This is a genomic window from Burkholderia sp. BCC0322 (genome assembly GCF_902833045.1).
Lineage (GTDB): Bacteria > Pseudomonadota > Gammaproteobacteria > Burkholderiales > Burkholderiaceae > Burkholderia.
On sequence record NZ_CADFDU010000004.1, the window covers coordinates 326,666 to 352,017 of the forward strand.

A 25,352-nucleotide genomic window follows, 5' to 3' on the forward strand; every position below is an offset into this window, starting at 1 on the left:
GATGACCCACATTCTGGCGCGCCTTCTGCTATCAAGGAATTGCTTAACCTGATAGATCAGCTATACATTTATGTATGACCATCGATCTGAACTGGGAACGCTATCGCACCTTCCTCGCCGTGCTGACGGAAGGCTCGCTGTCCGGCGCGGCGCGCGCGCTCGGCATCACGCAGCCGACCGCCGGCCGCCATGTCGCGGCGCTCGAGGCCGCGTTCGGCCAGACGCTGTTCACGCGCTCACCGTCCGGCCTGCTGCCGACCGAGGCGGCGCTCGCGCTGCGCGGCCACGCGGAAGCACTGCGCAGCGCGGCGGCCGCGTTCGAACGCGCGGCCGCGAGTCATGGCGCCGGCGTGCGCGGCATCGTGCGGATCTCGGCCAGCGACGTCATCGCCGTCGAAGTGCTGCCGCCGATTCTCGCGCAATTGCGGCGCGACCATCCGGGGCTCGTCATCGAACTGGTGCCGACCGACCGCATCCAGGACGTGCTGAACCGCGAGGCCGACATCGCGGTGCGGATGGCGCCGCCCGCGCAGGAGGCGCTCGTCGCGCGGCGCGTCGGCGCGATCGAAGTCGGGATGTATGCGCGCGACGACTACCTGGCGCGCAACGGGACGCCCGAGACGGTCGACGAACTCGCGCATCACGTGCTGATCGGCTTCGATACCATCACGCCGTTCATCCGTTCGGCGAGCCGCAGCATGCCGCAGTGGAAGCGGGATGCGTTCTCGCTACGCACCGACAGCAACGTCGCGCAGCTCGCGATGATCCGCGCCGGCTACGGGATCGGCTTCTGCCAGAGCGGACTCGCGAAACGCGACGCGCGGCTCGTGCGCGTGCTGGCGGACAGGCTCGCGATGCAGTTGGAAACCTGGGTCGTGATGCACGAGGACCAGCGGTCCAGCCCGCGCTGCCGCGCGGTGTTCGACGCGCTGGCCGACGGGCTGCGTGCGTACGTGAACGGCGAAATCGTCGAATAGACGGTTTGGGGCGGCGGACACGAACGAAGCGAACGCATCGCCCGAGCGCCGCTATTCGTAGATTTTCCCGGCAAAGAGGATGTCCGCCATGCGCCGCCACGGATTGTCCGGCACGTCGTAAAAACGCAGCCCTTCCTCCGACGCCTCGGCCCAGTCGACCATCGCTTCCAGGTACTCGCCGATCGAGCGGTTTTCCCAGCCGAGCGCGGCGCGCGCGTACGGCGACGGCGGCAGGTCGGCCTCGAGCTGCCGCTCCTTGTTCCAGTCGTGGCCGAGCACGCGCAGGAAATGAATCAGCGAGCGTTCGTCGACCACGCGCTCCAGCGCGTCCTGCAGCCTCTCGGCCATCTGGCTTTTCAGTTCGTCGTTCATTTTTTGTCCCCTGGCGCGCCTCTCAGTTACGCGCTGCCGCCTGTCGTGCGGCCCGGTTTTACATCAGCAATTGCCGCGACAGCACCTCGCGCGCCTGCGCGACGGTTTCGCGTTCGCCCGGCATCGGCGGCGTCAGCGAAAACACCGCGTCGGGCAGCGGCGGCAGCCGGTATTTCGCACCGAGCCGCATCATGCCCTCGCCGATCGCCGACGCGCACAGGCAGCCCACCCCGAGCCCCGCCGCCAGCATCGACTGCAGCCCGGCCACCCCCGACGCGCTGTGCACGAGCCGGTACGGCATGTGCTGCTCGTCGAGCGAGCGCACCGCGACCTGATGCATCATGCAGTCGTCCGGCAGCAGCACGAGCGGCAGCGGCTCGGGCAACTGCTCGGCGAGCGCCGGCGACGCGACCCACGACAGCGGCTCGCGCCGCAGCACCCAGCGCGTATCGGCCGACGCCGGCCGGAACGGCCCGCTCGACAGGTTCATCACCACGCCGAGATCGACCTGCCCGCGCGCATGCGCCGCCTCGATATCCGCGCTCTTCATCGCGCTGACGTGCAGGCTCAGTTGCGGGTAGCACTCCCGCAGCCGCGCGAGCAGGCCCGCGACTTCGTTGGTCCGGTAGTAATCGGTGATCGCGACGCGCAGCTCGCCCTTGATCGCCTGCCCGCGCACTTCGTCGAACGCGGCCTCGTTCAGCGCGACGATGCGCCGCGCATGCTGCAGCAGCCGCGAGCCGGCGGGCGTCGGCTCGACCCCGCGCTTGCTGCGCACGAACAGCGGCACGCCGGCGCGCGATTCGAGCTTGCGCACCTGCTCGCTGACCGTCGACTGCGACAGGTGCAGCAGCGGCGCGGCGGCCGTCAGGCTGCCGGCGTCCGCGACCGCCGCGAAAGTACGCAACTGATCCAGGTCGAAACCGCGCATCGTCATTCTCCATCCATCGATTTACCCGATGGATGCTACCACCAATTCCCGCTTTTCCGATTCGTCGACACGAACCAGAATGGGGGTCAATCGCCCGTCCACGGCCGAACCGGCGCGCCCGACGTGAATGTGGCACTCATTCTTTCGGATCTGCTTCCATGACGAACGACACCCTTGCTCCCTGCGTGCCGGCCGGCACGGCCGCCGCGGCGACGCCGCGCAGCCACCACGGCTGGGCGCTGGTGGTCCTGCTGGTTGGCGCGATTTTGCCGCCGCTCGACTACTTCATTGTGAATCTCGCGCTGCCGGCCATCCGCGACGGCATCGGCGCGCGCCCGGCCGAGCTGCAGCTGGTCGTGTCGGCGTACGCGTGCGCGAATGCGGTCGTGCAGATCACCGGCGGCCGGCTCGGCGACCTGTACGGCCGCAAGCGGATGTTCATGATCGGGATGGCCGGCTTCGTCGTCGCGTCGACGCTGTGCGGGCTCGCCGGCAGCGGCGTGGTGCTGGTTGGCGGCCGCGTGCTGCAGGGCCTGTTCGCCGCGATCCTCGCGCCGCAGGTGCTCGCGACGATCCGCAGCGTGTTCAGTCCGCAGGAGCAGGTGCGCGTGATGGGTTTCTATGGTTTCGTGTTCGGCCTCGCGGCCGTGATCGGCCAGCTCGGCGGCGGCGCATTGATCAGCCTGCATCCGTTCGGGCTCGGCTGGCGCGCGATCTTCCTCGTCAACCTGCCGATCGGCATCCTGGCGCTGATCGGCAGCTGGCGCTTCATCCCGGAAAGCCGGCCGCCGAAAGGCCAGCGCATCGACGTGCCGGGCATGGCGCTGCTGTCGCTGTTCCTGCTGATGCTCGTCTACCCGCTCACGCATGGGCGCGAGGCGGGCTGGCCGCTGTGGATGATCGCGGGCCTCGTCGGCGCGCTGCCGATGCTCGGCGCGCTGCTGGAGGTCGAAGCGCGCCGTCTCGCAGGCGGACACGATCCGCTGCTCGACGTGCGCCTGTTGCGCAACCCCGTCGTCGCGCTCGGGCTCGTGCTGGCGTTCCTGTTCTATACGCTGAGCGCGTTCTTCCTGAGCTACGGGATCTACCTGCAGGGCTGCCTGAACTGGTCGCCGCTCGCGTCGGGGCTCGCGATCCTGCCGCTCGGGCTGGGTTTCCTGTCGAGCCCGCTGCTGATGCCGCGCCTCGTCGGCCGGTTCGGCGGCTATCGCGTGCTCACGCTCGGTTTCGCGATGCTCGCGGCCGGCGTCGCGACGGCCGCCACGCTTGCGGGCGCCGCCGCGCCGGGCCCCGGTTTCTACGCGGGAATCGCGGCGATCGGGATCGGCCAGGGCCTCGTGCTGCCGTCGGTCGTGCGGATCGTGCTCGCGGAAGTCGACACGGCGCGCGCGGGTGTCGCATCCGGCATGGTCACCGCGATGCTGCAGATCGGCGCGGCCGTCGGCGCGGCCACGCTCGGCGGCGTGTTCTTCGCCCGGCTCGGCGCGCATCCGGCCGCGGTGGATTATGTGCAGGGCTTCAGGACGTCGATGTTCGCGCTGACGGCCGTGCTGCTCGTGTGCGTCGCGTTGTCGGCCATGCTCGGGCCGCTGCATCGGCGGCTGCATGCGGGAGCGTAAGCGCGACGGGAATCGTTGCGACGGCAGGACCTGACGCGGAAACGGTGCGGGTGCAGCCACTCATTGGCGTCCGGCTCACGCGTGATGCTTGCGTTGCGCCTGACGCGCTTCCCATTCGGCCAGCTCGACGCGATAGCGCGCGAGTGCTTCGTCGTAGAGATCGAACACGCAAGGCGAGCAGCCGCTGTTGCAGCAGTCTTCCAGTTCGGGTTGGATGGGCGGGGTCGGACGGGGATCGTCGACGGACGATTCCAGAGAGGCGGTGTCGGGCACGGCGAAAATCGAATGAAGAGACGGGTTCAGTATAAGCGGATGCTGCACGACATGCGTGGCGCGCGGGCCATTCCATGCTGCGTCATATCCCCGGCATCGTCACCGGGTCGTGACGAATCCGGACCTCGCGCGTCCATGCGTCGATTCCGGCGATCACCTCGGCAAGCTCGGCGCAGCGCGCGTCCAGACGGTCGACGAAAGCCTCCCGCGAATCACGGAACACGAAGCCGAGCCGGTCGAGTGCGGTCATTCGCTGCGCGGCGTCGCCGAGCAGTCTGCGCGTGTCGTCCAGCTCGCCGATGATCCGAAGCCAGTCCGGCATACCGATGCCGTTGAATGCGTCATGATCGTACTGCGGGATCTGTCGCGCGATCGCCGCTTCGAGCAGGCCGAAGACGTCCTCCCTGAAAAACAGCGATCCTTCATTCCAGCACTTGCGCGCATACGGCCCGCCCATGAGTTCGATGCAGGCGGTGCCCTCGATTTCCGCGAGATCCTTGATGATCCGGATATCGTCCATGGGGTGTCGTCGTTGCCGCCGTCGCGTCGCCGACGCGCCGCCGGGCGTTGATCCATAATGGCGCGATTGTCGGCGAACCCGGCGACGCTGTCGATGTCCCGCTTTCATTGCGTTTCCGGCAGGCGCTCTCGGCCCGGATTCATCGCGACGCCCGCCGCCCACCCTGCCGCCGCATCCGCCTCATCGCCCCACAGGAGCCGCACGATGGCCGAAGCCGTGAATCCGCCGGAAGTCTGGGCGCCGTTCGGCGCGTTCTCGATGGCCGTGATCCAGGGCGATGGCCGGATCGTGCACCTGAAGGGGCAAGTGGCGCTCGACCGCGACGGCCAGGTGGTCGGCCACGGCGACATGCGCACGCAGGTGCGGCAGTCGCTCGACAACCTCCGCGCCGTGCTCGACACGATCGGCGGACAGATGCAGGACGTGATCTCGCTCGTTCACTACGCGACCGACATCGATGCCTTCATGCAGGCAGGCGATATTCGCAGAACCTACTTCGCCGCGCCCTATCCCGTGACGACGACCGTCCAGGTCGAGCGTCTCTACCATCCCGACCTGCTGATCGAGATCGCCGCCGTTGCCGAGATTCCGCTGGCGCGGTTTCGCCGGCCTGCATCGCGCGCGTGAATCGGCGGCGCGATATCGCGCCGTATGCGCCGCATGACGCGCCGGTCGTGACATTCCCGGCCGGCGCGCCTGCTCGCCACCCGCGCGCTTACTTCGGCTGCGCGCCCGGCTTCACGGCACCCGCCTTGTCGGCCAGCGGCTGCCACGCGGCACCGAGCGAATACCAGTCGACGCGGCGCGTGAGCGTCATGATGCCGGCAAGAATCGCGAACAGCAGCAACGAACCGAGCATCAGCGCGTTGTCTTCCGACAGCAGCAGCCCGTAGAGCGCCGCATAAAGCACCGCGAGCAGCACCGCGAACACCGCGCCGCGCTTCACGCTGTGCAGCACGAACGCCAGGTAGAACGCGAGCAACCCGATGCATGCGCCGCTCGCCGCGAGATACGCATACGCGAACTTGATGTGTTCGGACAGGCTCAGCAGCAGCAGGAAGAACAGCGCGAGCGACAGGCCGACCAGCGCGTACTGGATCGGGTGAATGCGCAGCCGCTTCACGAGTTCGTACATGAAGAAGCTCGCGAACGTGAGCATCACGAACAGCGCGCCGTACTTCGTCGCGCGCTCGGCCTGCAGGTACACGTTCACGGGTTCGATCACCGACACCGATGCCATTTCGATCGCACCTTCCCCGTTGCCCGAGATGATCTGCTCGCGCGCCTTCGTGTTGAACGACGTCACGCGCCAGTTGCCGGTGAAGCCGCGCGCATCGACCGTGCGGTTGTTCGGCAGGAACGCGCCGTCGAAACTCGGGTGCGGCCACGTCGATTTCAGCGAGAAATCGTTCTGGTCGCCCACCGGCGCGAACGCGACGGAATCCGCGCCGCGCAGCGGCAGGTCGATGCTGAACGGCACGGCCGCGCCCGCGCTTGCGTCCGCCAGCGCTGCGAGATCGACGTTCGCGTGCACGCCCTGGCGCAGGCTGTCCAGCCGCGTGCCCTGCTCGACGTCGAAGTGCGCGCCGCCGATGCGCAGGTCAGGCTGCGCGGTCAGCCCGCGAATGTCGCCGATGCCGATCGCGACATAGGCTTCGTCGACCTTGAAGCTCACGTGGCCGTCCGCCTGCGGCAGCTTCTTCAGGTCCGGCAACGGCAGCGTGCCGGTCAACCGGCTCGCCAGCTCGTACACCAGCGCCTTGTGGATGCCGCGATAGCGGACGCTGGTCGTCAGCGTGCCGTCGACGTTCAGCGTCTTCGGAAACACGAGCAGGCGCTTCGTCTCGCTTCGCAGGCTCGTCTTCGTCGCGCCGCCGGCCGGCGAATCGTCGCGCACGCGCGTGACTTCCGTGTAGGGCACGACGAGCACGGGGCCCGCCACCGTCTGCGGCCCCGCATAGCTCGACCAGATGCTCTGCAGCGCATCCCGGCGATACGCGGAGCGTTCCTGCACGATGCTTTGCACCATCTGCAGCGGGATCAGGATCAGCAGCGCGAGAAACGCGGTGATCGCGAATTTGAACAACAGGACTCGATTCATGGCCGACGGGTACCGGAGTAAAAGGGTACGGTCAGCATGAGCGGCCCCGGTGAAGGGCGATTGAAGCCGGTGTGAAGCGAATGTGTGGCGAACGTGAAGCGCGCTCAGCCCGGCGACGGCAGCGTGAGCGTCGCGCACGCGCCGCCTTCGTCGCGGTTCGCGAGCGCGACCTGGCCACGGTGCAGCATCGCGACTTCGCGGACGAAACACAGCCCGAGGCCCGTGCTGCGATCCTGCCCGTCGGGGCGCGGCAGCGAATAGAAGCGCTCGAATACACGCGCCAGCGCGTAGTCGGGCACGCCGGGGCCGTCGTCGGCCACGCGCACGACGGCGACCTGCGCCCTGCCCGCCGGCTGCCGCTCGAGCGCGATGCGGATCGTGCTGCCCTGCGGCGCAAAATCCAGCGCGTTGTCGAGCAGGTTGACGAGCGCCTGGCGCAGCAGGAACGGATCGCCTTCGACAACCGCCGGGGCGGCCGCGTCGTGCGCGTCGATCGCCAGGTTCACGCCGCGCTGCCGCGCGCGCGGCTCGAGATCGTCGACGAGCTGTTCGAGCACCGGCCGCAGCGCGACCGGTTCACGCACCGACAGGCGCTGCTTCTGCTCGACTTCGGCCAGCGCGAGCAGCTTGCGGATCATCTGTTCGAGGCGGCCGGCCTGGCGGCGGATGTTCTCGGTGAAGCGCCGGCGGTTCGCGACCGGCATCTCTTCCTGCAGCAGTTCGGCCGCGCCGCTGATCGCCGCCAGCGGGCTCTTCATCTCGTGCGTGAGCGTATGGATGTAGGTCTCGACGTACTGCCGGTCCTCCAGCCGCTGATGCATGCTTTCCACCGCGCGCCCGAGCTCGGCCAGTTCGCTCGCGCCCTGCAGCGGCATGTCGGCCCGCTCGCCCGCCGCGATCGCGCGCGCATAGCGCTGCAGGCGCCGCAGCCCGACCACCAGCCACCACGTGCACGCCACGCCGATCAGGATCGCGCCGCCCATCAGCAGCGCGCCGTACAGCATGATCTTGCGCTGGCTGCGCGCGATGAACGGCGCGACCGTCTGGTTCGGCTTCGCGATCGTCAGCACGCCGATGATCTCGTTGCCGCGCCGGATCGGCGCCGCCACGTGCATCACGGTGCTGCTGTCGTCGTTCGGATCGCTGCGCGTGCTGCGCGCGCCGTACTCGCCGCGCAGCGTCCGGTACACGTCGTTCCAGCGCGAATAGTCCTGCCCGACCGCCTTGCCGGACGAGTCGTAGCGCACGATGCCGTGCGCATCGGTGATGTAGAGACGATAGCCGATCGCGCTCTTCTGCACGCCCCACACGTTCGCGCTGACCGGGCGTTCGTGCAGGTTCGAGAGCTGCCGCGCGAACGCGCCGTCGGCGATGTGGCCGTTCGCCATGTCGTCGGCGGCCAGCGTCGCGAGCACTTGCGCGGTATCGACGAGCGTGTCCTCCATCGCCTCGCGCACGCCCGGCTTCACTTCCTGCACGAACACGCGCAGCGTGATCAGCGCGGCCAGGCCGACGATCAGGAAAAAGCCGAAGAAGATGCGCAGGCCGATATGCATGGCGGTGCCGGTCGTTACGGTTGCAGCGAATAACCCATCCCGCGATGCGTGCGGATCGGGTCGCGCTCGGGGTCGATCGCGCGCAGCTTCGCGCGCAACGTCTTGACGTGCGTGTCGACCGTGCGGTCGGCCGAATCGAATGCCTCGTGCCACACGAGGTCCATCAACTGTTCGCGCGAATAGATGCGCCCCGGATGGCGGATCAGCAGCGCCAGCAGCCCGAATTCGTAGCGCGTGAGGTCGAGTGCGTGGCCGAGCCACGACACGCGCGCGCCGTCGGTATCGAGCGTGAAACCCGGTGCGATGGCCGCAGCCGGCGCGGGTACGGGTGTCGCTTCGGGTGCGGCCGTCCGGTAGAAACGCCGCAGGATCACGCGCACCCGTGCCGCCAGCTCGCGCGGCGAAAACGGCTTGACCACGTAATCGTCGGCGCCGATTTCGAGCCCGACGATCCGGTCGATTTCATCGTGCCGCGCGGTGAGGAAGATCACCGGCACGTCGGAGAACGTGCGCAGCCGCCGGCACACCTCGAAGCCGCTGAGATCCGGCAGGCCGACGTCGAGCACCACGAGATCGAAGCGCGTGTCGCGCAGGTGGTCGAGCGCCGCCTGCCCGAGCGTGCAGTGGACGGTCTGCATGCCGTCGGTGCCGAGGGCGTAGATGATCGTGTCCGCGATCGCCACTTCATCTTCGACGATCAGGATATTGGGCTGATGCATGGTCTCAGGCTGGGCTCGCGCGTTTCCGGTGCGACATTGTACGCACGACCGGCCGCGGCGCGAGCCCCTGCGCGCCGCGCTACGCCACGCGGCCCGTCACCGGAATCGACGCGCCGGTGATCGCCTGCGCGTCGGCCGACAGCAGGAAGCCGATCGTCGCGGCGATCTGCTCGGGCCGCACCCAGCGCGTGAAATCCGCGTCCGGCATGTCCGCGCGGTTCGGCGGCGTATCGATGATGCTCGGCAGGATCGCGTTCACCGTCACGCCGCGGTCGAGCAGTTCAGCCGCCAGCGCCTCGGTGAGCCGCGCGACGCCGGCCTTCGCGGCCGCGTACGCGCCCATCCCCGCGCCGGCCTTGAACGCCGCGCCCGCGCCGATGTTGACGATGCGCCCGGACGGGTTCGCCAGCAGGTGCGGCAGCGCGGCCTTCGATGCGTTCAGCGCGGTCTTCACGTTCAGTTCGTACATGCGGTCCCACGTGGCGGCGTCGCCGTCGGCGATCGTCTGCCACACGAACGCGCCCGCGATGTTCAGCAGCGCATCGACCCGGCCGAATTCGCGCTGCACGGCATCGAGCGCCTGCACGGCGGCCTGCGGATCGACGAGATCGATGCCGCCGATGCGCAGCGCGTCGGCCGGCACGCCGGGCAGCGCCTGCGCCGCCGGGGCCGCGCCGCGGCCGATCAGCGCGACGCGTGCGCCGCGCTCGCCGAGCCACGCGGCCGTCGCGACGCCCAGATGGCCGAATCCGCCGGTGATCGCGACTGCCTTGCCTTTGAAATCGTGTTCCATCGATGTTTTCTCCTGGATCGAGGGTTGCTTGATGATGCGTGTTGCATGGGTCATGCCGGCCGCGACTTGCGTGCGCGACCGGCAATGCGCCACAGCGTAGCGCCGTTCACGCATCCGTGCGCACGGCGACGAGGCTGCGGCGGCGCAGCTCCTCCGTCGTTTCGCCCTGGTTGTCCGGGCGCCAGCCCGGCGGCAGCAGCACGAAGCGGATCGCGGTCCACACGTCGCGGGCCGTGGCGATGTCGCGGGCCAGGCTCGCCCAGTGTTCGAGTTCGACGACGAACGGATTGCGCGAGCGGGTCGGTGTGACGAGACCGAAACGGCACGGCTCGTCGGCGCGCTCGGCGACATAGGTGCCGAACAGCCGGTCGAACACGACCAGCACGCCGCCGTAGTTCGCATCGAGGTAGTCGAGGTTCGACGCGTGGTGCACGCGGTGCGCGGACGGCGTGTTGAACACGTATTCGAGCCAGCCGAGCTTCGGCATCCACGTGTTGTGCAGCCAGAACTGGTACATCAGGTTGAACGACAGGATCGCGAGCACGGCTTCCGGACGCACGCCGAGCCACACGAGCGGCGTGAAGAACATCGCGGCGCCGGCGATCTTGCCGGTCCAGCCGAGGCGAAATGCGGACGACAGCGTCAACTGGTTCGGCGAATGATGCACCGCATGGGTCGACCAGAAGAATCGCACGCGGTGCGACGCGCGGTGATACCAGTAGTAGCAGAACTCCTGGCCGACGAACACGAGCAGCGCGAGCGCGACGCTGTGGAGCGGGATCGTGAAGAGCCGATGTGCCCACGCGAGGTCGAACAGGGGCGTGGCGAGCGACAGCGGCACCAGCGCGAGCAGCTTGCGGCCCGCGAGATCGGCGAGCGACAGCCACACCTCGTTCCAGTCGAACGGTTCGGGCCCGCGGGCGCGGCGCCAGGTGAGCACGGCCGCCTCGACGAGCGAGACGGCGACGATGAAGAGCGTGACGTAGTACGCGAGCTTTCCTGTAGTGGTGAGCATGATGGGCCTTTCCTTCGGTTGAGACGGACGCGTCATCGGCTGCACGGGCTGCCATCGCGTCGAATGGAACGCACTGTAGTGGGCGCGGTACGGAAAGGCCACGCGGGAAATATGTCGCCGTATGTCGCGCGGAAAGCGTCAAGCGGCGCGTGGCGGGCGCGGGCGCTTGCGGGCTGGCGCCGGGCCGGTTGGTGGCCGCGCGTGAGTGTGTCCGGCGGGAAATATGTCGCCGCATGTCGCCGCGACATACGTTCGCGCCGCGCACGACGCGTTCCGCCCCCGCGCCGCGGCACCGGCCCTCACGCGGCTGGATCGCCAACAGCCTTGCCCGGCGCGGCATGTCCGCTATCCGCGTGGCCGAGTTGCACATTCGTCGTACCTCGAAACAGCACGACACGTGTAACACCGCGACATCTTTTATGACGCGACGGGCGCGGGTCATCGCCTCTAAAGTTCGTCCCGTCGCCACGCCGCTGCGTGCCCCGAAACGAACCGCAAGGACACCCGATGAAAACCCGCTTCCTCGTCACCACCGCCGCCCTCACCCTCGTCTGCGCACCGGCCTTCGCCGGCTGGACCGGCCACGGCACCGCGTACACGCCGCGCGGCACCTACAACGGCGCGCATGCCGGCTCGTGCGGCGGCGGCAGCTGCTCGCATGCGGGTGGCGTGATCGGCCCCGGCGGCCGTATCGCGACTAACACGGGCACCGTCACGCGCACCGCGCCCGGCCAGTTCTCGAACAGCGGCACGGCCGTCGGCCCGAACGGGCGCTCGGTCGAACACAGCGGCGACACGAGCTGCGCGGGCGGCACCTGCTCGCACACCGGTTCGCTGACAGGCTCGGACGGCCGCAGCGCAACGACGTCGGGCAACGTGACGCGCAGCGGCCCGGGCCAGTACTCGTCGAGCGGCACGATCACGGGTTCGAACGGCAACACGGCCAGCCACACGGCATCGACGAATTGCGCGGGCTCGACCTGCTCGCGCTCGGGCACCGTGACGAGCACCGACGGCGGAACCGTCACGCATTCCGGCAGCGCGACGCGCGTGGCGCCGGGTGTCGTGACGACGTCGGGCGGCTCCACGGTCGTGCACGGTGGCACGGTCTCGACCGGTGGCACGACCGTGATCCACGGCAGCACGACGGCAGGCGGCGCGGTCGTCGTGGCCGGCGGGACGGTGCCGGTTCCTGTCCCGATGCCGGTGCCCGTCGTGGCGCCCCCGCCCGCAGCGGTGGTCGTGACGGCCCCACCGCCTGTCGCCACCGTCGCTGTCGCAGCGCCTGCGCCTGCGCCTGCCGCAGTCGTGGTTACGCCCCCGCCCGCCGCCGTCGTCGTCGCGCCGCCGCCCCCGCCGACGGTCGTGCATGCTGCGCCGCCGAAGGCTGTCGTCGTGACCCCCGCGCCGCGCGTCGTCTACGTCGCACCGCCGCCGCCGAAGGTCCTGTACCTCGCGCCGCCGCTGCCGCGCGCCGTCTACGTCGCCCCGCGCGCCGTGTATGTCGCTCACCCGCCGCGAGCCGTCATCTGGGTGCCCGCCCACTGGGCCGGCCGCGTGTGGGTGCCTGCGCACTGGGCGTAACCCGGCGCCCCTTTTGCTTCGTTTCGTTTTCCATCCGTTTCATCAACCACCCGGCCGGCGCAGACCGCTGGCCACGCAAGGAGAAACCCCATGAAGTCCATCAAGAAGATGATTGCCGTCGTCGTTTTGTGTATCGTCTCAGCAGCAGCATCGGCCCAGCAGATGCCGCCCGGCGCGGCGAACGGCGGGGCACGCGTCGAACGTGCGCTGATGCAGTTGCAGACCCGCTTCGCCAGCGCGAACACGACGCACGACGGCAAGCTCACCCGCGAGCAGGCCGCCGCGGGCATGCCGATGGTCGCGCAGCATTTCGACGAAATCGATACGCAGCACAACGGCTACGTCACGCTCGAGCAGCTCGCGGGTTTCATGCGCCAGCGCATGGCGGCCCGTTGAACCCGCACGACAATCCGGCCGCGCACGCACCGGGAGGCAAGCGATGGAACAGTCCTGCAGGATCGTCGTGCTCGACGACGAAGCCGAGCTGCGCAACATGCTGCAGCGCTTCCTGACCGGCCATGGCTTCCAGGTCCGCGCGGTCGCCGACGGCAAGCGGCTCGACCGTCTGCTGCAGCGCGAACCGTACGACCTGCTGGTGCTCGATCTGATGATGGAGCCCGAGGACGGCCTGAGCGTGTGCCGGCGCCTGCGCGCCGAAGGCCAGACGCTGCCGATCCTGATGCTCACCGCGAAAGGCGACGCCGCGGACAAGGTCGTCGGCCTCGAGACGGGCGCCGACGACTACCTGGCGAAGCCGTTTCTCCCCGACGAACTCGTGGCCCGCGTCCGCGCGCTGCTGCGGCGGCAGAAGATGGCGGCCGGCGAGCCGACGGTCACGTCGCAGCGGTTGCGTTTCGGCGCATTCACGTTCGACGTCGGCCAGCAGACACTGATGCGCGACGGCACGCCCGTCGAGATCCATTCGGCCCAGATGCTGCTGTTGCACGCGCTCGGCTCGTCGCCGAACCGCGCGGTGAGCCGCGAGAACCTGCTCGCCCGCGCGCGCGGCCGTGACCATGCCGCACTCGACCGCAGCGTCGACGTGCAGATCCTGCGGCTGCGCCAGATCGTCGAGGACGATCCCGGCAAGCCGCGTTTCATCAAGACCGTCTGGGGCATCGGCTACATGCTGGTGGCCGGCATCGAGCCGTGATGCGCATCCCGCTGCCGCGCTCGCTGCTCGCGCGCAACATCGCGCTGCTGGTGGCGCTCGTCGCGCTGTCGCTCGCCTGTTCGCTCACCGTGCTGCTGCACTACGTGCAGCGCCCGCGCATCGAACGGGCCTCGATCGTCTTCTCCGACTACGTGCAGTTGCTTGACCGCACGCTCGCCAGCCTGCCGCCCGACGCCGGCCGCGCGGTCATCGCGCAGTTCGGCGGACAGGCCACGCTGCCGCCCGCCGCGCCGCCGCAAGCACCGAACCTGGCGGCCTTCTTTCGCACCTGGCAGCGCGACGTGTTCATGCAAGCGCTCGAACGCCACCTGCCGCCCGACCTCCCGGCGCGCTGGCAATCGGGCGACGACGAGCGCCTGTGGATCCGCCTGCATGTGACCGGCTCGCCTGTCTGGGTGCCGCTGCCGATGGCCGCCGACGCGCAGGCGAGCGGCATCACGACGGCGCTCGTGCTGTCGGTCGGGCTGGCGCTGCTCGCGGCGCTGACCGGCTACCTGATCCAGCTCCACCTGAACCGGCCGCTCGACGCACTGGCGCGCGCGGCGCAGCGCGTCAGCGCGGGCGAGCGCCCGCCGCCGCTGCCCACCGACGGCCCGACCGAAATCGCCGACGTGAGCCGCGCGTTCAACCAGATGGCCGACGCGCTGCAACAGGCGGAAGCGACCCGCTCGCTGATGCTGGCCGGCGTGTCGCACGACATCCGCACGCCGCTCACCAAGCTGCGCCTGGCGATCGCGATGGCGCTGCCGCGCGGCACGCACGACGCGCTCACCGCATCGTCCGAGCATTACCTGGACCAGATCGATACGATCCTGCAGCAATTCATGGACTACGCAGGCAGCGGCGAGCGCGAAACGCCGCAAACCGGCGACCTGAACGCGCTGATCGGCCAGCTCGTCGCGGATTTCGCGGGGCTCGGCCACGAATTCGACTTCGACGAAGGCGAGGTGCCGGCGTTCGCATTCCGGCCGATCAGCCTGATGCGGCTACTGATGAACCTGATGCAGAACGCGGTCGTCTACGGCCGGACGGGCCTCGGCGTGCGTACGTGGGCCGAACGCGGCATCGCGTACGCGGTGGTCAGCGATCGCGGCAACGGCATCGGCGCGGCCGAACTCGAGCGGCTCAAGGCGCCGTTCAGCCGGGGCTCGAACGCGCGCAGCCATGCGGGCGGCACGGGCCTCGGCCTCGCGATCGTCGAGCGGATCGCCCGCCAGCACGGCGGCTCGCTCACGTTCCGCGACCGCGACGGCGGCGGGCTGGAGGCCGTCGTCGCGTTGCCGCTCGATGCGTCGGCGGCGGTGCGGCGGTCGTTGTCGGCCTGACGGGCTGGCTGTGTGGGGACCTGTTTGCCTGTTTGCCTGTTTGCCTGTCCGCCTGTCCGCCTGTCCGCCTGTCCGCCTGTCCGCCTGTCCGCCTGTCCGCCTGTCCGCCTGTCCGCCTGTCCGCCTGTCCGCCTGTCCGCCTGTCCGCCTGTCCGCCTGTCCGCCTGTCCGCCTGTCCGCCTGTCCGCCTGTCCGCCTGTCCGCCTGTCCGCCTGTCCGCCTGTCCGCCTGACTGACTGGCTGATCGACTGGTTGACGGCTCGCCCGTTCGTTCGCCCGTCTGCACGACGGCCTGCCTGCCGTACATGTCCGCACACGGCGGCACGTGACATGCGCCGACATAATTCCTGCGTGGTGCATCGCGCCCGACCTCCGCATACTTGCGCCTGCGTGTTGCGCAACGGCATGAAACCTCTCCCCAGCCAGCGATCACGCCCCGCTTCCGATCGTTCGCGTTCCTGAATGCCGCGACAGTATCGGCAACTTCACCCAGGCCACGGAGATCGACATGTTTTCTTCCCTTCACGCACTTGCTGCCCATGCCAAACGTCTGACCAGTGTCGCGCTGATCGCCGGCACACTCGCGATGACCGGCTGCGCATCGACGGCGACCACGTCCATGAGCGCCGCGCCGGCAGCCCGCACGCTGCCGCAGGTTCGCGCGGACGTCGTCTATGTGTCGCCGTTCGACGTGGACACGACCGACGTCAAGGTCGACGGCGGGATGATCAGCAAGATCGCGACCCTCGCGAGCGGTTCGTCCGCCGACGTGCAGCGCCAGCAGAGCACGCTGAAGACCCGCGAGCAACTCGCCGACGCCCTCGTACGCGAACTCCGGTCGCAAGGCATCCCCGCGCTGCGCGGCCCGGCGCCCGACGGACGCGACGCGCTGGTCGTCGAAGGCCGGTTCGAGTCGATCGACGCCGGCAATCGCCGCCGCACGCTGATCGGGCTCGGCGCGGGCAAGAGCGAAGTGAAGGCATCGGTCACCGTGCTGTTCCAGCCGGCGCATGGCGCACCGCAGCCGCTCGGCACGTTCTCGTCCAGCGCGAACAGCGGCCACCTGCCCGGCATGGTGGAAACCGCCGGGGTCGGCGCGGCGGCCGGCCGCCTCGCGACGTCGGCAGCGGTTGGCGCCGGCCTGCATGGCGTATCGGAAGTGAAGCACGACACGGTGGCGTCCGATACGGACCGCCTCGCGCGCTCGATCGCAAAGCAACTCGCGACGCAGAACGCGGCGAATGCGTGGCTGCCGACCGTGTCGGCCAGCTGACGCACCGGGCTGCCCACCTGCGAAGCCCGGCGGGCACGCACGCGGGCGGCCGGGCATAATGCTCGGGGCCGCTCCGGCGCCCCGCGCGGCGACCGTGCCGTGCCACCCGACGGCCGACGCCGCTCCCGTTCCGAATCCTGAACCTCAACCCGTCAATTCCATGCAAGTACTCGTCGTAGGAACCGGCAAGCTGGCCAGCGAGTTGCTCGACGCACACCGGCTCGACCCGGCAACCTGTCGCGTGATCCCGTGGTCCGACAGCGCGCGCAACGATGCGCAGCGTAGCGACGCAAGAACGATCGTCGTGCATGCCGGCTCCGGCCGCGAACTCCCCGCTGTAATCGCGTTCTGCGAGGCCACCGGATCGCCGCTCGTCGAGCTATCGACCGGCTCCGAGCTCGAAACCGGCTCGCACGCTTTCCCGGTCGTGCTGTGTCCGAACACGAACATCCTGATGCTCAAGTTCATGAGCATGCTGGAAACCAGCGGCCATCTGTTTCACGACTGCCGGATCAGCCTGACGGAGTCGCACCAGGCCGGCAAGACGTCCGTCCCCGGCACGGCCGTCGGGATCGGCCAGTCGCTCGGCGTGCGGCCGGAAGATATCCGCTCCGTGCGCGACCCGAACGTGCAGCGCAGCGAATTCGCGGTCGCCGACGATCAGCTCGGCCGCCACGCGATTCACCGGATCCGCATCGACGACGGTGCGTGCAGCCTGCAGTTCGAATCGCGCGTGGTGGGCGCGACACCTTACGCGGACGGTGTGTCTCGCATCGTCGACGCCGTTCGGCAGAACGATCTCGAGCACCGCCGCTATTCGATCGTCGAGTTCATCCGCAACGGCTGGCTGTAGTCGCGGCGCTACGCGGCGGGCGGCACCGGTGCGCCGCGTAGCAGACGTTTTTTTGCGCAACGCATGAAGCGGTTCGGTGCTGATTTCCGTGGATGTCGTCGACCGGCCGATCGGCAATATCCGGGCCGCCCTGAATCGCGCCGATCGGCACCCGACGTGCCGCATGGCCGGCGGTCAGGATCACGCCGGCCTGCCCGGGGGGCGCCAATTCGCCGGTCGAGAGATTCAACGCGCAATCGTCCGTCCCCATTCGCTGGTAAGTTGTTGACCGAGGTTCATTCGCCGAGATGGGGCGCGCGTCACCGCCAGCGTCGGCGCCTGAACCGCTACCCTCGACATCCCCCGACAGGAGAGCAACCGATGACCCGCCCCGATTTCATCAAGCACTGGACCGAACTCGAAGAACCGGAAGCGGGTTGCTATCGCGGCGATACCGAGCCGATGGGGCTGGACGCACCGCTGTCCGCCAAGCTCGGCATCACGCGTATCGGGATTCATCACGTGAGGCTTCTGCCGGGCCGGCGAACCTCCTACCCGCATGCCGAAAGCACCGAGCAGGAGTTTGTGTACGTGCTCGAAGGCAAGCCCGACGTCTGGATCGACGGCGTGCTTTACCCCGTTGTCGAAGGCGATTCCGTCGCGTTTCCGGCGGGCACCGGCATCTGCCACACCTTCATCAACAACACGAAGGACGAAGTCAGGCTGATGGTGATCGGTGAGCGTCCGCGCGACGACAACCGCATCCGCTACCCGATGAACGAGGCGTATGAGCTGACGCGCGCGGACCGCTGGGTGGACTGGCCCGACAGGCCGCTCGGGGGCCATGACGGAATGCCGGACTGACGCACGCGACGAGGCTCCCGACGGGACACGCCGAGCCCGCTGCGCGAACTCGCAGCGGACCGCCGACGCCGCCCGGTTCCGCCGGCCAATGCCCGCGCCACCGTCACTCACCGCCAAGCACCGCCCCGCTCTCGGGCAACGTCGCTCCGCCATCGACGACGATCGTCTGCCCCGTGATGTATGCGGCATCCACCGAGGCGAGAAACAGCATCGCGTTCGCGATATCTTCCGGCTCGCCCATCCGCGCGAGTGGAATGTCGCGCGCGATCTGCGCCGCGACCGACGCGTCGCCGAGATTGCCGGCCGCCGGCGTGCGGATCATGCCCGGCTCGACGCCGTTGACCGTCACGTTGCGGCGCGCGAGCTCCAGCGCCGCCGCACGAATGAAGCCGTTCACGCCGGCCTTCGACGCCGCGTAATGCGCGAGCCCCGGATAGACGACGCGCGGCCCCGTTACCGACGACGTGACGAGCAGCCGGCCCGCTCCCGCGCGCTCGAACGGCGGCAACGCGGCCTGCGCGAGCCAGAACAGCGCCGACAGGTTGACCGACAGCGTCCGGTCGAGTGTCGGCTCGTCGATCTGCGTGAACGGCGTCAGCGGAAAATACGCGGCATTGTGGACGACGACATCGAGCCGGCCGCCGTCACGCTCGACCGCCGCGACCAGTGCGCCCAGTTCATCGCGACTGGCGGCATCCACCCGATAGGCGCGCGCCTCGCCGCCCGTGCTCGCGAGTGCATCGGCCTGCGCGGCGGCGGCCTCGCCGTTCAGGTCGGCAAGCGCGACGAACGCGCCGGATTCCGCGAATCGGCGTGCGATCGCCGCGCCGATCCCCTGCGCGGCGCCCGTGACGAGCACGACACGCCCGCTGAAATCCGCGCGCAAGCGGCCGCTGCCCGGCGCGGCATTCATCGCCGCGCCTCGCCGCCGAACGGATGCACGGTGTCGTTCAGCACCTGCGCGTGGGCGCCGATCGGGAAGTTCGACAGCGTGCCGAAATCGCCACCCTGGTAGCCGAAGATCTTGCCGTCGGTCTTGCGCTGCGCGAGGTCGATCAGCACGACGCCGAGCGTGGGCACCACCTTTTCGCGCCACACGAACAGATACAGTCCATCTGCAATCCTGAAGTAATGGCAGCGGTCGACGTCGGCCAGCCCGCCTTCGACACCCTGCAGGCATTGCCACGCGTAGAAATTCTCGTTCAGGTAGATGTGCTCGTAGCATTCGGTCGGGCTGTAGCGATACATCGTCCGCTTGCCGATCAGCTCGCGCGTGGGCCCGTGCAGCGGCCCCGGCTGCGTGTGGCCGCCGAGCGTGCCGTGCCGGAACCCGGCCTCGACGCCCGTCAGCGGCAGCCCGCGCGCCACCCGTGTGAACGCGTCGATGCGCGTGTCGGCTTCGGTCGGCAGCACGCCGACGACCGAGGTCCATACCCCGTTGTCGAGATCGATCACGAGACTGACCGACGTCGCGCGGGCGGCCGAATCGATGTAGTCGACGAAGTACAGCCCGTCGCGCAGCCGCGTCACGCGGCACGGCTCGCGGCCGCCCGTGTCGGTCGCCGCGTCGCGCCACTGCAGCGCGCCGGGCTCGAACGTATAGACGCGCCACGCGCCCGATGCATCGCCGAGCGCCAGCGTACGCCCGGCGAGCGCGTCGACGGATGCGAGGATGTTCGCGTCCGGCGCAAAGCCGTCCGCGAGCGCGCCAACCTGAATGAATACCGGATCCTGTCGTTCCACCTGCCGCCTCCCGCGCAGCTTCAGGCCCGGCGGGCCGTGTACGCTGCTCATGTGCACATGGTGCGGGCTGCGCGCGCCGCGCGGTATCGGCCAAAAGGATGAAGGGCGCACGGCGCCGGAACACGCTAAAGTGCACGAAATCCGCGCCGCGACCGGCGCGAGGAGCGCACATGCACCGCGTCACCCATTACCGACGAACCGGCGAAGGCATCGAGGCAATCAGCCTCGAATCCGATCGCGCGTTTCCGCGCCACGCGCACGACGAATTCGGGGTCGGCGTGATCGTCAGCGGCGCGCACCGGTCGTGGAGCGGCCGCGGGCAGGTCGACGCACTGGCCGGCGACGCGATCATGGTCAACCCGGGCGAGATGCACGACGGCTCGCCGATCGAGGCCGGCACGGGCCGGCGCTGGCGGATGCTGTACCTCGCGCCCGCGCTGGTCGCGGGCGTCGCGGCCGAAGAAGGGCTCGGCGGGGTCGAACTGGCGCACCCGGCCGTGCGCGATGCGCGGCTCGCGGCCGCCGTCGGCCGGCTGCATGCACGTATCGTCGCGGGGGAATCCCAGCCGCTCGCACGCGACGAAGCGCTCGTGATGCTCGTCGCCGGGCTACTCGCCCGGCACGCGAGCCGCACGCTGCCGCCGGCGGGCGTCGCACCGGCGATCCGCATCGCCCGGGAACGGCTCGACGCGGCGCCGGCCGCCCCCGTTTCGCTCGCCGAGCTGGCCGACCTGAGCGGCGTCAGCCGCTTCCAGCTGCTGCGCGGGTTTGCCCGCGAACTCGGCATCACGCCGCACGCCTACCTGATCCAGTCGCGTGCGCGGCTGGCGCGCGCGCTGCTCGCCAGTGGCCTGCCGATCGCCGATGCCGCAGCCGAAGCCGGCTTTGCCGACCAGAGCCATCTGACACGTGCGTTCGCGCGCCAGTTCGGGATCACGCCCGGGCGGTTCACGCAGGCCGTTTGACGCCGCCGCCATCCGGCGGGACGCGCCGCCAGGCGCACCGACTTCGAAGGCAGCGGCCCCATCGACAGCAGCGGCAACTGTCGCCCACTCCCTTGGCACAAGCATGCCGGGCATGCCGAGTTGCGCGCACGCCGGATTCGACACCCCGCCTGCACGCTGCAATTTCGTTCAAGACGCGCACGGCCGCCGTACGCGACGATGCGGCGCATGAAGACACGACTGATTGGCTATCTCTATCTCGCCGCCGCGATGGCCGGCGTCGGCAGCACCGTCATCGCGAGCCGCCTCGCGGCGGGCGGCCTGCCGCCGTTCGCGGCCACGGCGCTGCGCTTCCTGATCGCGACGCCGCTGCTGTTCGCGCTGATGCGCGCGCAGCGAATGCGCTGGCCGCGCCTGTCCACGCGCGACGCCGTACTGCTCGTCATCCAGGCGGCGGCGGGCGGTGTCGGTTATACGGTGCTGCTGATCTGCGGCACGAAGCTGTCGTCGCCGCTCGATGCGGGTGTGATGCTCGGCACGCTGCCCGCGATGTCGACGCTGATCGCGGCCGTCGTGCTGCGCGAGCGGCAGACGCCGCGTGACTGGGTGGCCGCCGCGCTGGCCACGGCCGGCGTGCTGTTCGTCACGTTTGCGCCCGCTCAGGCGCTGCCGTCGCTCCAGACGCTTGCCGGCGATGCGCTGGTGCTGGCCGCCGTCGCGTGCGAAGCCGTATTCATCCTGCTCAACCGGCGGCTGGCCGCACCGTTGCCGCCGCTGGCGCTGTCCACCGCGATGTCCGGCCTCGGCTTCGTGCTCGCACTCGTACCAGCCGCGTTCGAATGGCACGCGGTGGCGAGCGGCTGGACCGTGGGTGCCGTGTCGGCGATCGCCTACTACGCGCTGGTGCCGACCGTGCTCGGCTACCTGTGCTGGTACGCGGGTTCGGCGCGCACGAGCGGCACCGAGGCCGCGCTGTTCACGGCTGTCGCGCCGGTTTCGGCGGTGCTGTTCGCGGTCGCGCTGTTCGGCGAAACGCTCAACGGCACGCGGATCGCGGGGATCGCGCTCGTTGTCGCCGGCATGCTCGTCGGCGCGACGCGGCGGCGCGAACCGCCAGTCGAAGCACGCGATACGCACCCGGCGAATCCGGGTCGGCCGGCCGGCCCCGCGCCCGCCGCGCAGGCCGCCACCGACTGACTCGCGCTCATCGCGTCGTGGCGGAAACCGCGCGGCTGCGCGCCGCCTAGCTCGTCGATCCTCGCGATCACGCCATGCAGCCGGCGACTGTAGGAATGTGTCCGCGCACCGCAAAACCGTTGCGCACCACCCCGCAAGATGCAATATTCGCGTGGCCGGGATCTTTGACAACCATCGAACGACAATCCGCCACGCAATGAACAGGAAGGAAGCCAAAACAAGAATCGCGGTGCTGCTGTCCGCGGGAACGAGGAAGGCCGACGCACTGGCCGAACTGTCCGGACAGGGACTCAAGGATCGCGTGCTCGCGCACCTGATCGCGTCGCGCCCCGATCCCGAACGCTGCCGCCAGAACAAGCTGCATATCCGGATCCTGGTCGCGCTCGGTATCGCCCAGCTCGCGATCAGCCTCATGCTCGCGTACTACTTCTTCGCAACGGGCGCCGCCAACGGCCTCGTGCTGGTGTTCCTTGCGTTGACCGTCCCGCTGTCGCTGCTGTTCATCTGGGGCTTTGCGACCCATCGTGTCGGCGCGTACCACGCGTTCATCCTGCTGTCGCTGCTGCAGTTGCCGAAGACCATCGCCGAGCTCGGACGCGATCCGTCGACCGCACTGCCGAGCCTCGCGATCACGGTCCTGCTGGTGGGCTATGTCTGGTTCGTCCGCAACCGCCTGTTCCCCGACTACGGCTGGCTTACGCCGCGCAAGGTCGAAGGCCGTTACGCGTTCGTCGAGCGCGCCTGACGCCGCCGGCATCGAGCGTCGGCCGCAAAAAAAGCGCCGGGCCGCCCCGCAATCGCGGGGCGGCCCGGCGCTTTCTGCATTCCGGAACCGGCCGGCTTACTTGGCTTTTTCAGCCGTGTCGCTGATCGCCTGGCCGCCCTTCGAAATGTCCTGTCCCACGCCGGCGACCGTGTTGCAACCGGCAAGCGCGGCGGTTACCAGCAGCAGCATTGCAGCAATCGTACGCGTCATTCTCATTCTCCTTGAAATCAACAAGCCCGACGGGCGAATCGTTTGCGGCGTGGTGCCCGGCAAGATGCAGGGCACGGGGCCTGACCAGATTATACGGAGACGAACGCGGCACGCCAGTACGAATCCGTCGAGTGTCACGTGCGCCACACTGCCCAATCGGGCAGATTTTCCTTGACTTCACTGCGCCACGAACTAATATACGCACCGCGTATATTTTCCGTCAGGAGCCGCCGATGACCGTTCCCCAGCAAGCCTTCCTCCGCGACGCCATGCGCCGCCTCAACATGACGCGTGAAGCGTTCGCCAATCGCATCGGCGTCAGCCGGCGCGCGCTCGACACCTGGCTGCTGCCTGACGACTCGCAGGAATCGCGCGGGATGCCGGAGATCGTCGAGCGCTTCGTGTCGGAAATCGTCGAGCGCTCGGTACCGGAAGGTGGAGGCTATACGCAAAGCGTAGATAACCAGGGTCTCGCCAAGCAGTTCTTTTTCGAAGGCAAGCCGCAACTGCTGTCGGTCGACCAGTTCTCGCGGGAATCGGTCGAAGCGCTGTTTCGCGTGGCCGACGTGATGCAGCCGATCGCGCGCCGCCACAAGATTTCGCGCGTGCTGGAAGGCGCGGTGCTCGGCAACCTGTTCTTCGAGGCCAGCACGCGTACGCGCGTGTCGTTCGGTGCCGCCTTCTGCCGGCTCGGCGGTTCGGTGTGCGACACGACGGGCTTCACGTTCTCGTCGATGGCCAAGGGCGAATCGATCTACGACACGAGCCGCGTGATGGCCGGCTACGTCGACGCACTCGTGATCCGCCATCCGGAGAAAGGCTCGGTGGCCGAGTTCGCGCGCGCGACCAACCTGCCCGTGATCAACGGCGGCGACGGCCCCGGCGAGCACCCGAGCCAGGCGCTGCTCGATCTCTACACGATCCAGCGCGAGTTCTCGCGGCTCGGCAAGATCGTCGACGGCGCGCACATCGCGCTGGTCGGCGACCTCAAATACGGCCGCACCGTGCACTCGCTCGTCAAACTGCTCGCGCTGTACCGCGGGCTCAAGTTCACGCTCGTGTCGCCGCCGACGCTCGAGATGCCGGCCTACATCGTCGATCAGATCGCGACGAACGGCCACGTGATCGAGCAGACGACCGACCTCGCGGCCGGCCTGCGCGGCGCGGACGTCGTGTATGCGACGCGGATCCAGAAGGAGCGCTTCACCGACGAGTCGTTCGAAGGCTACACGCCGGATTTCCAGATCAACCAGGCGCTCGTCGATACGGTGTGCAAACCGGACACGCTGATCATGCACCCGCTGCCGCGCGACAGCCGGCCCGGCGCGAACGACCTGTCGGTCGACCTGAACCGCGACCCGCGCCTCGCGATCTTCCGCCAGACCGACAACGGCATTCCGGTGCGGATGGCGATCTTCGCGGTACTGCTCGGCGTCGAGAACCTCGTCCAGCATTCGATGCGCGACGCGACGTGGCGCCCGCCGGCGTATCTCGGGCCGGAGGACGCGGTGTTTCACGGGGTCGATTAAGACCGAGTAATCGAGGCGCTGCCCGTCGGGCGCCCCCGGCTGGGCGTCTCGCCCGACAAAAAGCGCGCCGCTTGCCCGGCGCGTTTTTTTTCATGTGCGCCGAACGATTTGGCGACCGACGGTTACGCCGCCCACGGATCGATCACCCGAAGCCCCATCGCCTCGAACGGCGCGACGTCGCGCGTCGCGACGATCAAGCCGTTCGCCTCCGCGGTCGCGGCAATGTAGCCGTCGGCCGGCGCAATCGCGTTGCCCGCGGCGCGGGCCCGCGCGCGAATGCTCGCGTACGCTTTGCTTGCCGCATCGTCGAACGGCAGGATCCGGCTTCGAAACACCGGCATGACACGATGCTCGATGCTTTGATGCAGCCAGTCCCGCCTGCGCCCTGCCGGCAACATCGCGACACCGAACCGCATTTCGGCGAGGCTGATCGCGGCCAGAAACAGTGTTTCAACATTCTGGGCGTCGAGCCACGTGATGACGGCCGCGCTCGGCTCGCGCCGCAGCGGCTCGGAAATGACGTTGGTATCAACAAGGATCATTCGAAGCTCATCGGATCGGTTGGCGTCTTGTCGCGCGGGACGTCGAGATCGACACCGCCTGCCTCCTGCCCGATTTCCGCCAGCAGCGTGCCAAGCTTGAGACGCCCACCCGGCAGAACGGCCTGCTCGAGGATGTCGCGCACCTCGGCTTCGGTGCTGCGCCCATGCTGGGCCGCGCGGATCCGAAGGGCACGATGGACCTCGTCGGGCAAATTTCGAACGGTGATCACCGGCATGATGCACTCCATTAATATGCTTCCAATGCAGTCATATTAGCATTTTGCTGTCACACGGATGGCACCACGACGCGATCACTCTAACCCGCCCGCCGGGCCCGCCATACTCGGCCATTCGGCCGTCTCCCACGCCTCAACCGCGCTACAACCACCCCGCAACATTCGTCAACAATCCCCTTACAAACACAAACAAGAACGCTTCTCATTTACTCAGAAATTACATAGAATGCCGCCTGAAAACAAATCGTAATAATTCC

Annotated in this window: 29 protein-coding genes; 14 read left to right on the forward strand and 15 right to left on the reverse strand. The window is 68.7% G+C overall.

The genetic code is table 11. The features are described 5' to 3' along the window. Window positions 1-74 precede the first annotated feature (74 nt). Window positions 75-977, forward strand: a complete 903-nt coding sequence (locus HWX39_RS14690) for a LysR family transcriptional regulator (RefSeq protein ID WP_175968757.1) — start codon at window positions 75-77, stop codon at window positions 975-977. Window positions 978-1,028: 51 nt separating this feature from the next. On the opposite strand, the gene HWX39_RS14695 is transcribed toward HWX39_RS14690, so the two are convergent. Both HWX39_RS14695 and HWX39_RS14700 read right to left on the reverse strand, forming a co-directional pair. Then, on the reverse strand, window positions 1,029-1,349 hold the full coding sequence (locus tag HWX39_RS14695) for a hypothetical protein (protein ID WP_175968758.1): 321 nt from the start codon (window positions 1,347-1,349) through the stop codon (window positions 1,029-1,031). A gap of 58 nt (window positions 1,350-1,407) precedes the next feature. Further along, window positions 1,408-2,280 carry a LysR family transcriptional regulator gene (locus tag HWX39_RS14700; protein ID WP_175968759.1) on the reverse strand — a complete coding sequence of 291 codons (873 nt, stop codon included), beginning with the start codon at window positions 2,278-2,280 and terminating at the stop codon, window positions 1,408-1,410. Window positions 2,281-2,438: 158 nt separating this feature from the next. Between HWX39_RS14700 and HWX39_RS14705 the strand changes: the two genes are divergently transcribed. Further along, complete coding sequence (locus tag HWX39_RS14705; protein ID WP_175968760.1) at window positions 2,439-3,899, forward strand: MFS transporter; 1,461 nt, start codon at window positions 2,439-2,441, stop codon at window positions 3,897-3,899. A gap of 75 nt (window positions 3,900-3,974) precedes the next feature. On the opposite strand, the gene HWX39_RS14710 is transcribed toward HWX39_RS14705, so the two are convergent. Both HWX39_RS14710 and HWX39_RS14715 read right to left on the reverse strand, forming a co-directional pair. Next, window positions 3,975-4,172 (reverse strand): oxidoreductase-like domain-containing protein, encoded by a 198-nt coding sequence (locus HWX39_RS14710; RefSeq protein ID WP_175968761.1) that lies wholly within the window; start codon window positions 4,170-4,172, stop codon window positions 3,975-3,977. A gap of 82 nt (window positions 4,173-4,254) precedes the next feature. Then, window positions 4,255-4,692 (reverse strand): hypothetical protein, encoded by a 438-nt coding sequence (locus tag HWX39_RS14715; RefSeq protein ID WP_175968762.1) that lies wholly within the window; start codon window positions 4,690-4,692, stop codon window positions 4,255-4,257. Window positions 4,693-4,896: 204 nt separating this feature from the next. Between HWX39_RS14715 and HWX39_RS14720 the strand changes: the two genes are divergently transcribed. Then, window positions 4,897-5,319, forward strand: coding sequence for a RidA family protein (locus HWX39_RS14720; protein WP_175968763.1), 423 nt, complete (start codon window positions 4,897-4,899; stop codon window positions 5,317-5,319). An 88-nt stretch (window positions 5,320-5,407) separates the two neighbouring features. Here HWX39_RS14720 and creD read toward each other — a convergent pair whose 3' ends face one another. From creD to HWX39_RS14745, 5 genes are all read right to left on the reverse strand, one after another. Continuing rightward, the gene (creD, locus tag HWX39_RS14725) at window positions 5,408-6,793 is read right to left on the reverse strand and encodes a cell envelope integrity protein CreD (protein ID WP_175968764.1); all 1,386 of its coding nucleotides are present in this window, start codon (window positions 6,791-6,793) and stop codon (window positions 5,408-5,410) included. Window positions 6,794-6,897: 104 nt separating this feature from the next. Further along, on the reverse strand, window positions 6,898-8,349 hold the full coding sequence (gene creC, locus HWX39_RS14730; protein WP_175968765.1) for a two-component system sensor histidine kinase CreC: 1,452 nt from the start codon (window positions 8,347-8,349) through the stop codon (window positions 6,898-6,900). A gap of 14 nt (window positions 8,350-8,363) precedes the next feature. Continuing rightward, the gene (gene creB / locus HWX39_RS14735) at window positions 8,364-9,068 is read right to left on the reverse strand and encodes a two-component system response regulator CreB (protein ID WP_175968766.1); all 705 of its coding nucleotides are present in this window, start codon (window positions 9,066-9,068) and stop codon (window positions 8,364-8,366) included. Window positions 9,069-9,147: 79 nt separating this feature from the next. Then, on the reverse strand, window positions 9,148-9,861 hold the full coding sequence (locus tag HWX39_RS14740) for an SDR family NAD(P)-dependent oxidoreductase (RefSeq protein ID WP_175968767.1): 714 nt from the start codon (window positions 9,859-9,861) through the stop codon (window positions 9,148-9,150). A gap of 106 nt (window positions 9,862-9,967) precedes the next feature. Further along, the gene (locus tag HWX39_RS14745) at window positions 9,968-10,876 is read right to left on the reverse strand and encodes a sterol desaturase family protein (RefSeq protein ID WP_175968768.1); all 909 of its coding nucleotides are present in this window, start codon (window positions 10,874-10,876) and stop codon (window positions 9,968-9,970) included. A 507-nt stretch (window positions 10,877-11,383) separates the two neighbouring features. Here HWX39_RS14745 and HWX39_RS14750 point away from each other — a divergent pair. The 6 genes from HWX39_RS14750 (at window position 11,384) to HWX39_RS14775 (ending at window position 17,085) form a co-directional block, all read left to right on the forward strand. Beyond that, window positions 11,384-12,460, forward strand: coding sequence for a hypothetical protein (locus tag HWX39_RS14750; protein ID WP_175968769.1), 1,077 nt, complete (start codon window positions 11,384-11,386; stop codon window positions 12,458-12,460). Window positions 12,461-12,550: 90 nt separating this feature from the next. Continuing rightward, complete coding sequence (locus tag HWX39_RS14755) at window positions 12,551-12,856, forward strand: EF-hand domain-containing protein (protein WP_089442017.1); 306 nt, start codon at window positions 12,551-12,553, stop codon at window positions 12,854-12,856. Between the two features lie 43 nt (window positions 12,857-12,899). Beyond that, a complete protein-coding gene (locus tag HWX39_RS14760) occupies window positions 12,900-13,613 on the forward strand; it encodes a response regulator (protein ID WP_034198023.1) in 714 nt (237 codons plus the stop codon). Continuing rightward, window positions 13,613-14,959, forward strand: a complete 1,347-nt coding sequence (locus tag HWX39_RS14765; protein WP_175968770.1) for an ATP-binding protein — start codon at window positions 13,613-13,615, stop codon at window positions 14,957-14,959. The genes HWX39_RS14760 and HWX39_RS14765 overlap by 1 nt, the downstream gene beginning before the upstream one ends. Before the next feature lie 508 nt (window positions 14,960-15,467). Then, the gene (locus HWX39_RS14770; RefSeq protein ID WP_175968771.1) at window positions 15,468-16,232 is read left to right on the forward strand and encodes a DUF4410 domain-containing protein; all 765 of its coding nucleotides are present in this window, start codon (window positions 15,468-15,470) and stop codon (window positions 16,230-16,232) included. Window positions 16,233-16,392: 160 nt separating this feature from the next. Further along, window positions 16,393-17,085, forward strand: a complete 693-nt coding sequence (locus tag HWX39_RS14775) for a dihydrodipicolinate reductase (protein WP_175968772.1) — start codon at window positions 16,393-16,395, stop codon at window positions 17,083-17,085. On the opposite strand, the gene HWX39_RS14780 is transcribed toward HWX39_RS14775, so the two are convergent. Then, the gene (locus tag HWX39_RS14780) at window positions 17,063-17,314 is read right to left on the reverse strand and encodes a hypothetical protein (protein WP_175968773.1); all 252 of its coding nucleotides are present in this window, start codon (window positions 17,312-17,314) and stop codon (window positions 17,063-17,065) included. The two genes, HWX39_RS14775 and HWX39_RS14780, sit on opposite strands and share 23 nt — an antisense overlap. A gap of 131 nt (window positions 17,315-17,445) precedes the next feature. On the opposite strand from HWX39_RS14780, the gene HWX39_RS14785 reads away from it, so the two are divergent. Continuing rightward, window positions 17,446-17,928 carry a cupin domain-containing protein gene (locus HWX39_RS14785; RefSeq protein ID WP_175968774.1) on the forward strand — a complete coding sequence of 161 codons (483 nt, stop codon included), beginning with the start codon at window positions 17,446-17,448 and terminating at the stop codon, window positions 17,926-17,928. A 103-nt stretch (window positions 17,929-18,031) separates the two neighbouring features. On the opposite strand, the gene HWX39_RS14790 is transcribed toward HWX39_RS14785, so the two are convergent. Beyond that, window positions 18,032-18,841: an SDR family oxidoreductase gene (locus tag HWX39_RS14790; protein WP_175968775.1), complete on the reverse strand. Its 810-nt coding sequence runs from the start codon at window positions 18,839-18,841 to the stop codon at window positions 18,032-18,034. Beyond that, window positions 18,838-19,671 carry a molybdenum cofactor biosynthesis F family protein gene (locus HWX39_RS14795; RefSeq protein WP_175968986.1) on the reverse strand — a complete coding sequence of 278 codons (834 nt, stop codon included), beginning with the start codon at window positions 19,669-19,671 and terminating at the stop codon, window positions 18,838-18,840. Before HWX39_RS14795 ends, HWX39_RS14790 begins: the two co-directional genes overlap by 4 nt. Window positions 19,672-19,841: 170 nt before the next feature. Here HWX39_RS14795 and HWX39_RS14800 point away from each other — a divergent pair, with 170 nt between their 5' ends. From HWX39_RS14800 to HWX39_RS14810, 3 genes are all read left to right on the forward strand, one after another. Then, window positions 19,842-20,636 (forward strand): AraC family transcriptional regulator, encoded by a 795-nt coding sequence (locus HWX39_RS14800; RefSeq protein ID WP_175968776.1) that lies wholly within the window; start codon window positions 19,842-19,844, stop codon window positions 20,634-20,636. A gap of 207 nt (window positions 20,637-20,843) precedes the next feature. Further along, entirely contained in the window at window positions 20,844-21,812 is a 969-nt protein-coding gene (locus HWX39_RS14805; protein ID WP_244135005.1) for a DMT family transporter, read from the forward strand. 196 nt (window positions 21,813-22,008) lie between these two features. Continuing rightward, the gene (locus tag HWX39_RS14810; RefSeq protein ID WP_175968778.1) at window positions 22,009-22,557 is read left to right on the forward strand and encodes a permease; all 549 of its coding nucleotides are present in this window, start codon (window positions 22,009-22,011) and stop codon (window positions 22,555-22,557) included. A gap of 96 nt (window positions 22,558-22,653) precedes the next feature. Here the strand turns inward: HWX39_RS14810 and HWX39_RS14815 are convergent, their stop codons facing one another. Beyond that, window positions 22,654-22,788 (reverse strand): entericidin A/B family lipoprotein, encoded by a 135-nt coding sequence (locus tag HWX39_RS14815; protein ID WP_175968779.1) that lies wholly within the window; start codon window positions 22,786-22,788, stop codon window positions 22,654-22,656. A 233-nt stretch (window positions 22,789-23,021) separates the two neighbouring features. On the opposite strand from HWX39_RS14815, the gene HWX39_RS14820 reads away from it, so the two are divergent. Then, window positions 23,022-24,317, forward strand: a complete 1,296-nt coding sequence (locus HWX39_RS14820) for an aspartate carbamoyltransferase (RefSeq protein WP_175968780.1) — start codon at window positions 23,022-23,024, stop codon at window positions 24,315-24,317. Window positions 24,318-24,439: 122 nt separating this feature from the next. On the opposite strand, the gene HWX39_RS14825 is transcribed toward HWX39_RS14820, so the two are convergent. Together HWX39_RS14825 and HWX39_RS14830 are read right to left on the reverse strand one after the other, a co-directional pair. Further along, window positions 24,440-24,859, reverse strand: coding sequence for a type II toxin-antitoxin system VapC family toxin (locus HWX39_RS14825; RefSeq protein WP_175968781.1), 420 nt, complete (start codon window positions 24,857-24,859; stop codon window positions 24,440-24,442). After that, a complete protein-coding gene (locus HWX39_RS14830) occupies window positions 24,856-25,095 on the reverse strand; it encodes an Arc family DNA-binding protein (protein ID WP_175968782.1) in 240 nt (79 codons plus the stop codon). Before HWX39_RS14830 ends, HWX39_RS14825 begins: the two co-directional genes overlap by 4 nt. Between the last annotated feature and the right edge of the window lie 257 nt (window positions 25,096-25,352).

What these genes read in the sequence shown, in the direction of transcription:
- HWX39_RS14690 (WP_175968757.1), top strand. Translation starts at nt 75, where the DNA reads ATGACCATCGATCTGAACTGGGAACGCTATCGCACCTTCCTCGCCGTG.
- HWX39_RS14695 (WP_175968758.1), bottom strand. Translation starts at nt 1,349, where the DNA reads ATGAACGACGAACTGAAAAGCCAGATGGCCGAGAGGCTGCAGGACGCG.
- HWX39_RS14700 (WP_175968759.1), bottom strand. Translation starts at nt 2,280, where the DNA reads ATGCGCGGTTTCGACCTGGATCAGTTGCGTACTTTCGCGGCGGTCGCG.
- HWX39_RS14705 (WP_175968760.1), top strand. Translation starts at nt 2,439, where the DNA reads ATGACGAACGACACCCTTGCTCCCTGCGTGCCGGCCGGCACGGCCGCC.
- HWX39_RS14715 (WP_175968762.1), bottom strand. Translation starts at nt 4,692, where the DNA reads ATGGACGATATCCGGATCATCAAGGATCTCGCGGAAATCGAGGGCACC.
- HWX39_RS14720 (WP_175968763.1), top strand. Translation starts at nt 4,897, where the DNA reads ATGGCCGAAGCCGTGAATCCGCCGGAAGTCTGGGCGCCGTTCGGCGCG.
- creD (WP_175968764.1), bottom strand. Translation starts at nt 6,793, where the DNA reads ATGAATCGAGTCCTGTTGTTCAAATTCGCGATCACCGCGTTTCTCGCG.
- creC (WP_175968765.1), bottom strand. Translation starts at nt 8,349, where the DNA reads ATGCATATCGGCCTGCGCATCTTCTTCGGCTTTTTCCTGATCGTCGGC.
- creB (WP_175968766.1), bottom strand. Translation starts at nt 9,068, where the DNA reads ATGCATCAGCCCAATATCCTGATCGTCGAAGATGAAGTGGCGATCGCG.
- HWX39_RS14740 (WP_175968767.1), bottom strand. Translation starts at nt 9,861, where the DNA reads ATGGAACACGATTTCAAAGGCAAGGCAGTCGCGATCACCGGCGGATTC.
- HWX39_RS14745 (WP_175968768.1), bottom strand. Translation starts at nt 10,876, where the DNA reads ATGCTCACCACTACAGGAAAGCTCGCGTACTACGTCACGCTCTTCATC.
- HWX39_RS14750 (WP_175968769.1), top strand. Translation starts at nt 11,384, where the DNA reads ATGAAAACCCGCTTCCTCGTCACCACCGCCGCCCTCACCCTCGTCTGC.
- HWX39_RS14755 (WP_089442017.1), top strand. Translation starts at nt 12,551, where the DNA reads ATGAAGTCCATCAAGAAGATGATTGCCGTCGTCGTTTTGTGTATCGTC.
- HWX39_RS14760 (WP_034198023.1), top strand. Translation starts at nt 12,900, where the DNA reads ATGGAACAGTCCTGCAGGATCGTCGTGCTCGACGACGAAGCCGAGCTG.
- HWX39_RS14765 (WP_175968770.1), top strand. Translation starts at nt 13,613, where the DNA reads ATGCGCATCCCGCTGCCGCGCTCGCTGCTCGCGCGCAACATCGCGCTG.
- HWX39_RS14770 (WP_175968771.1), top strand. Translation starts at nt 15,468, where the DNA reads ATGTTTTCTTCCCTTCACGCACTTGCTGCCCATGCCAAACGTCTGACC.
- HWX39_RS14775 (WP_175968772.1), top strand. Translation starts at nt 16,393, where the DNA reads ATGCAAGTACTCGTCGTAGGAACCGGCAAGCTGGCCAGCGAGTTGCTC.
- HWX39_RS14785 (WP_175968774.1), top strand. Translation starts at nt 17,446, where the DNA reads ATGACCCGCCCCGATTTCATCAAGCACTGGACCGAACTCGAAGAACCG.
- HWX39_RS14790 (WP_175968775.1), bottom strand. Translation starts at nt 18,841, where the DNA reads ATGAATGCCGCGCCGGGCAGCGGCCGCTTGCGCGCGGATTTCAGCGGG.
- HWX39_RS14800 (WP_175968776.1), top strand. Translation starts at nt 19,842, where the DNA reads ATGCACCGCGTCACCCATTACCGACGAACCGGCGAAGGCATCGAGGCA.
- HWX39_RS14805 (WP_244135005.1), top strand. Translation starts at nt 20,844, where the DNA reads ATGAAGACACGACTGATTGGCTATCTCTATCTCGCCGCCGCGATGGCC.
- HWX39_RS14810 (WP_175968778.1), top strand. Translation starts at nt 22,009, where the DNA reads ATGAACAGGAAGGAAGCCAAAACAAGAATCGCGGTGCTGCTGTCCGCG.
- HWX39_RS14815 (WP_175968779.1), bottom strand. Translation starts at nt 22,788, where the DNA reads ATGACGCGTACGATTGCTGCAATGCTGCTGCTGGTAACCGCCGCGCTT.
- HWX39_RS14820 (WP_175968780.1), top strand. Translation starts at nt 23,022, where the DNA reads ATGACCGTTCCCCAGCAAGCCTTCCTCCGCGACGCCATGCGCCGCCTC.
- HWX39_RS14825 (WP_175968781.1), bottom strand. Translation starts at nt 24,859, where the DNA reads ATGATCCTTGTTGATACCAACGTCATTTCCGAGCCGCTGCGGCGCGAG.
- HWX39_RS14830 (WP_175968782.1), bottom strand. Translation starts at nt 25,095, where the DNA reads ATGCCGGTGATCACCGTTCGAAATTTGCCCGACGAGGTCCATCGTGCC.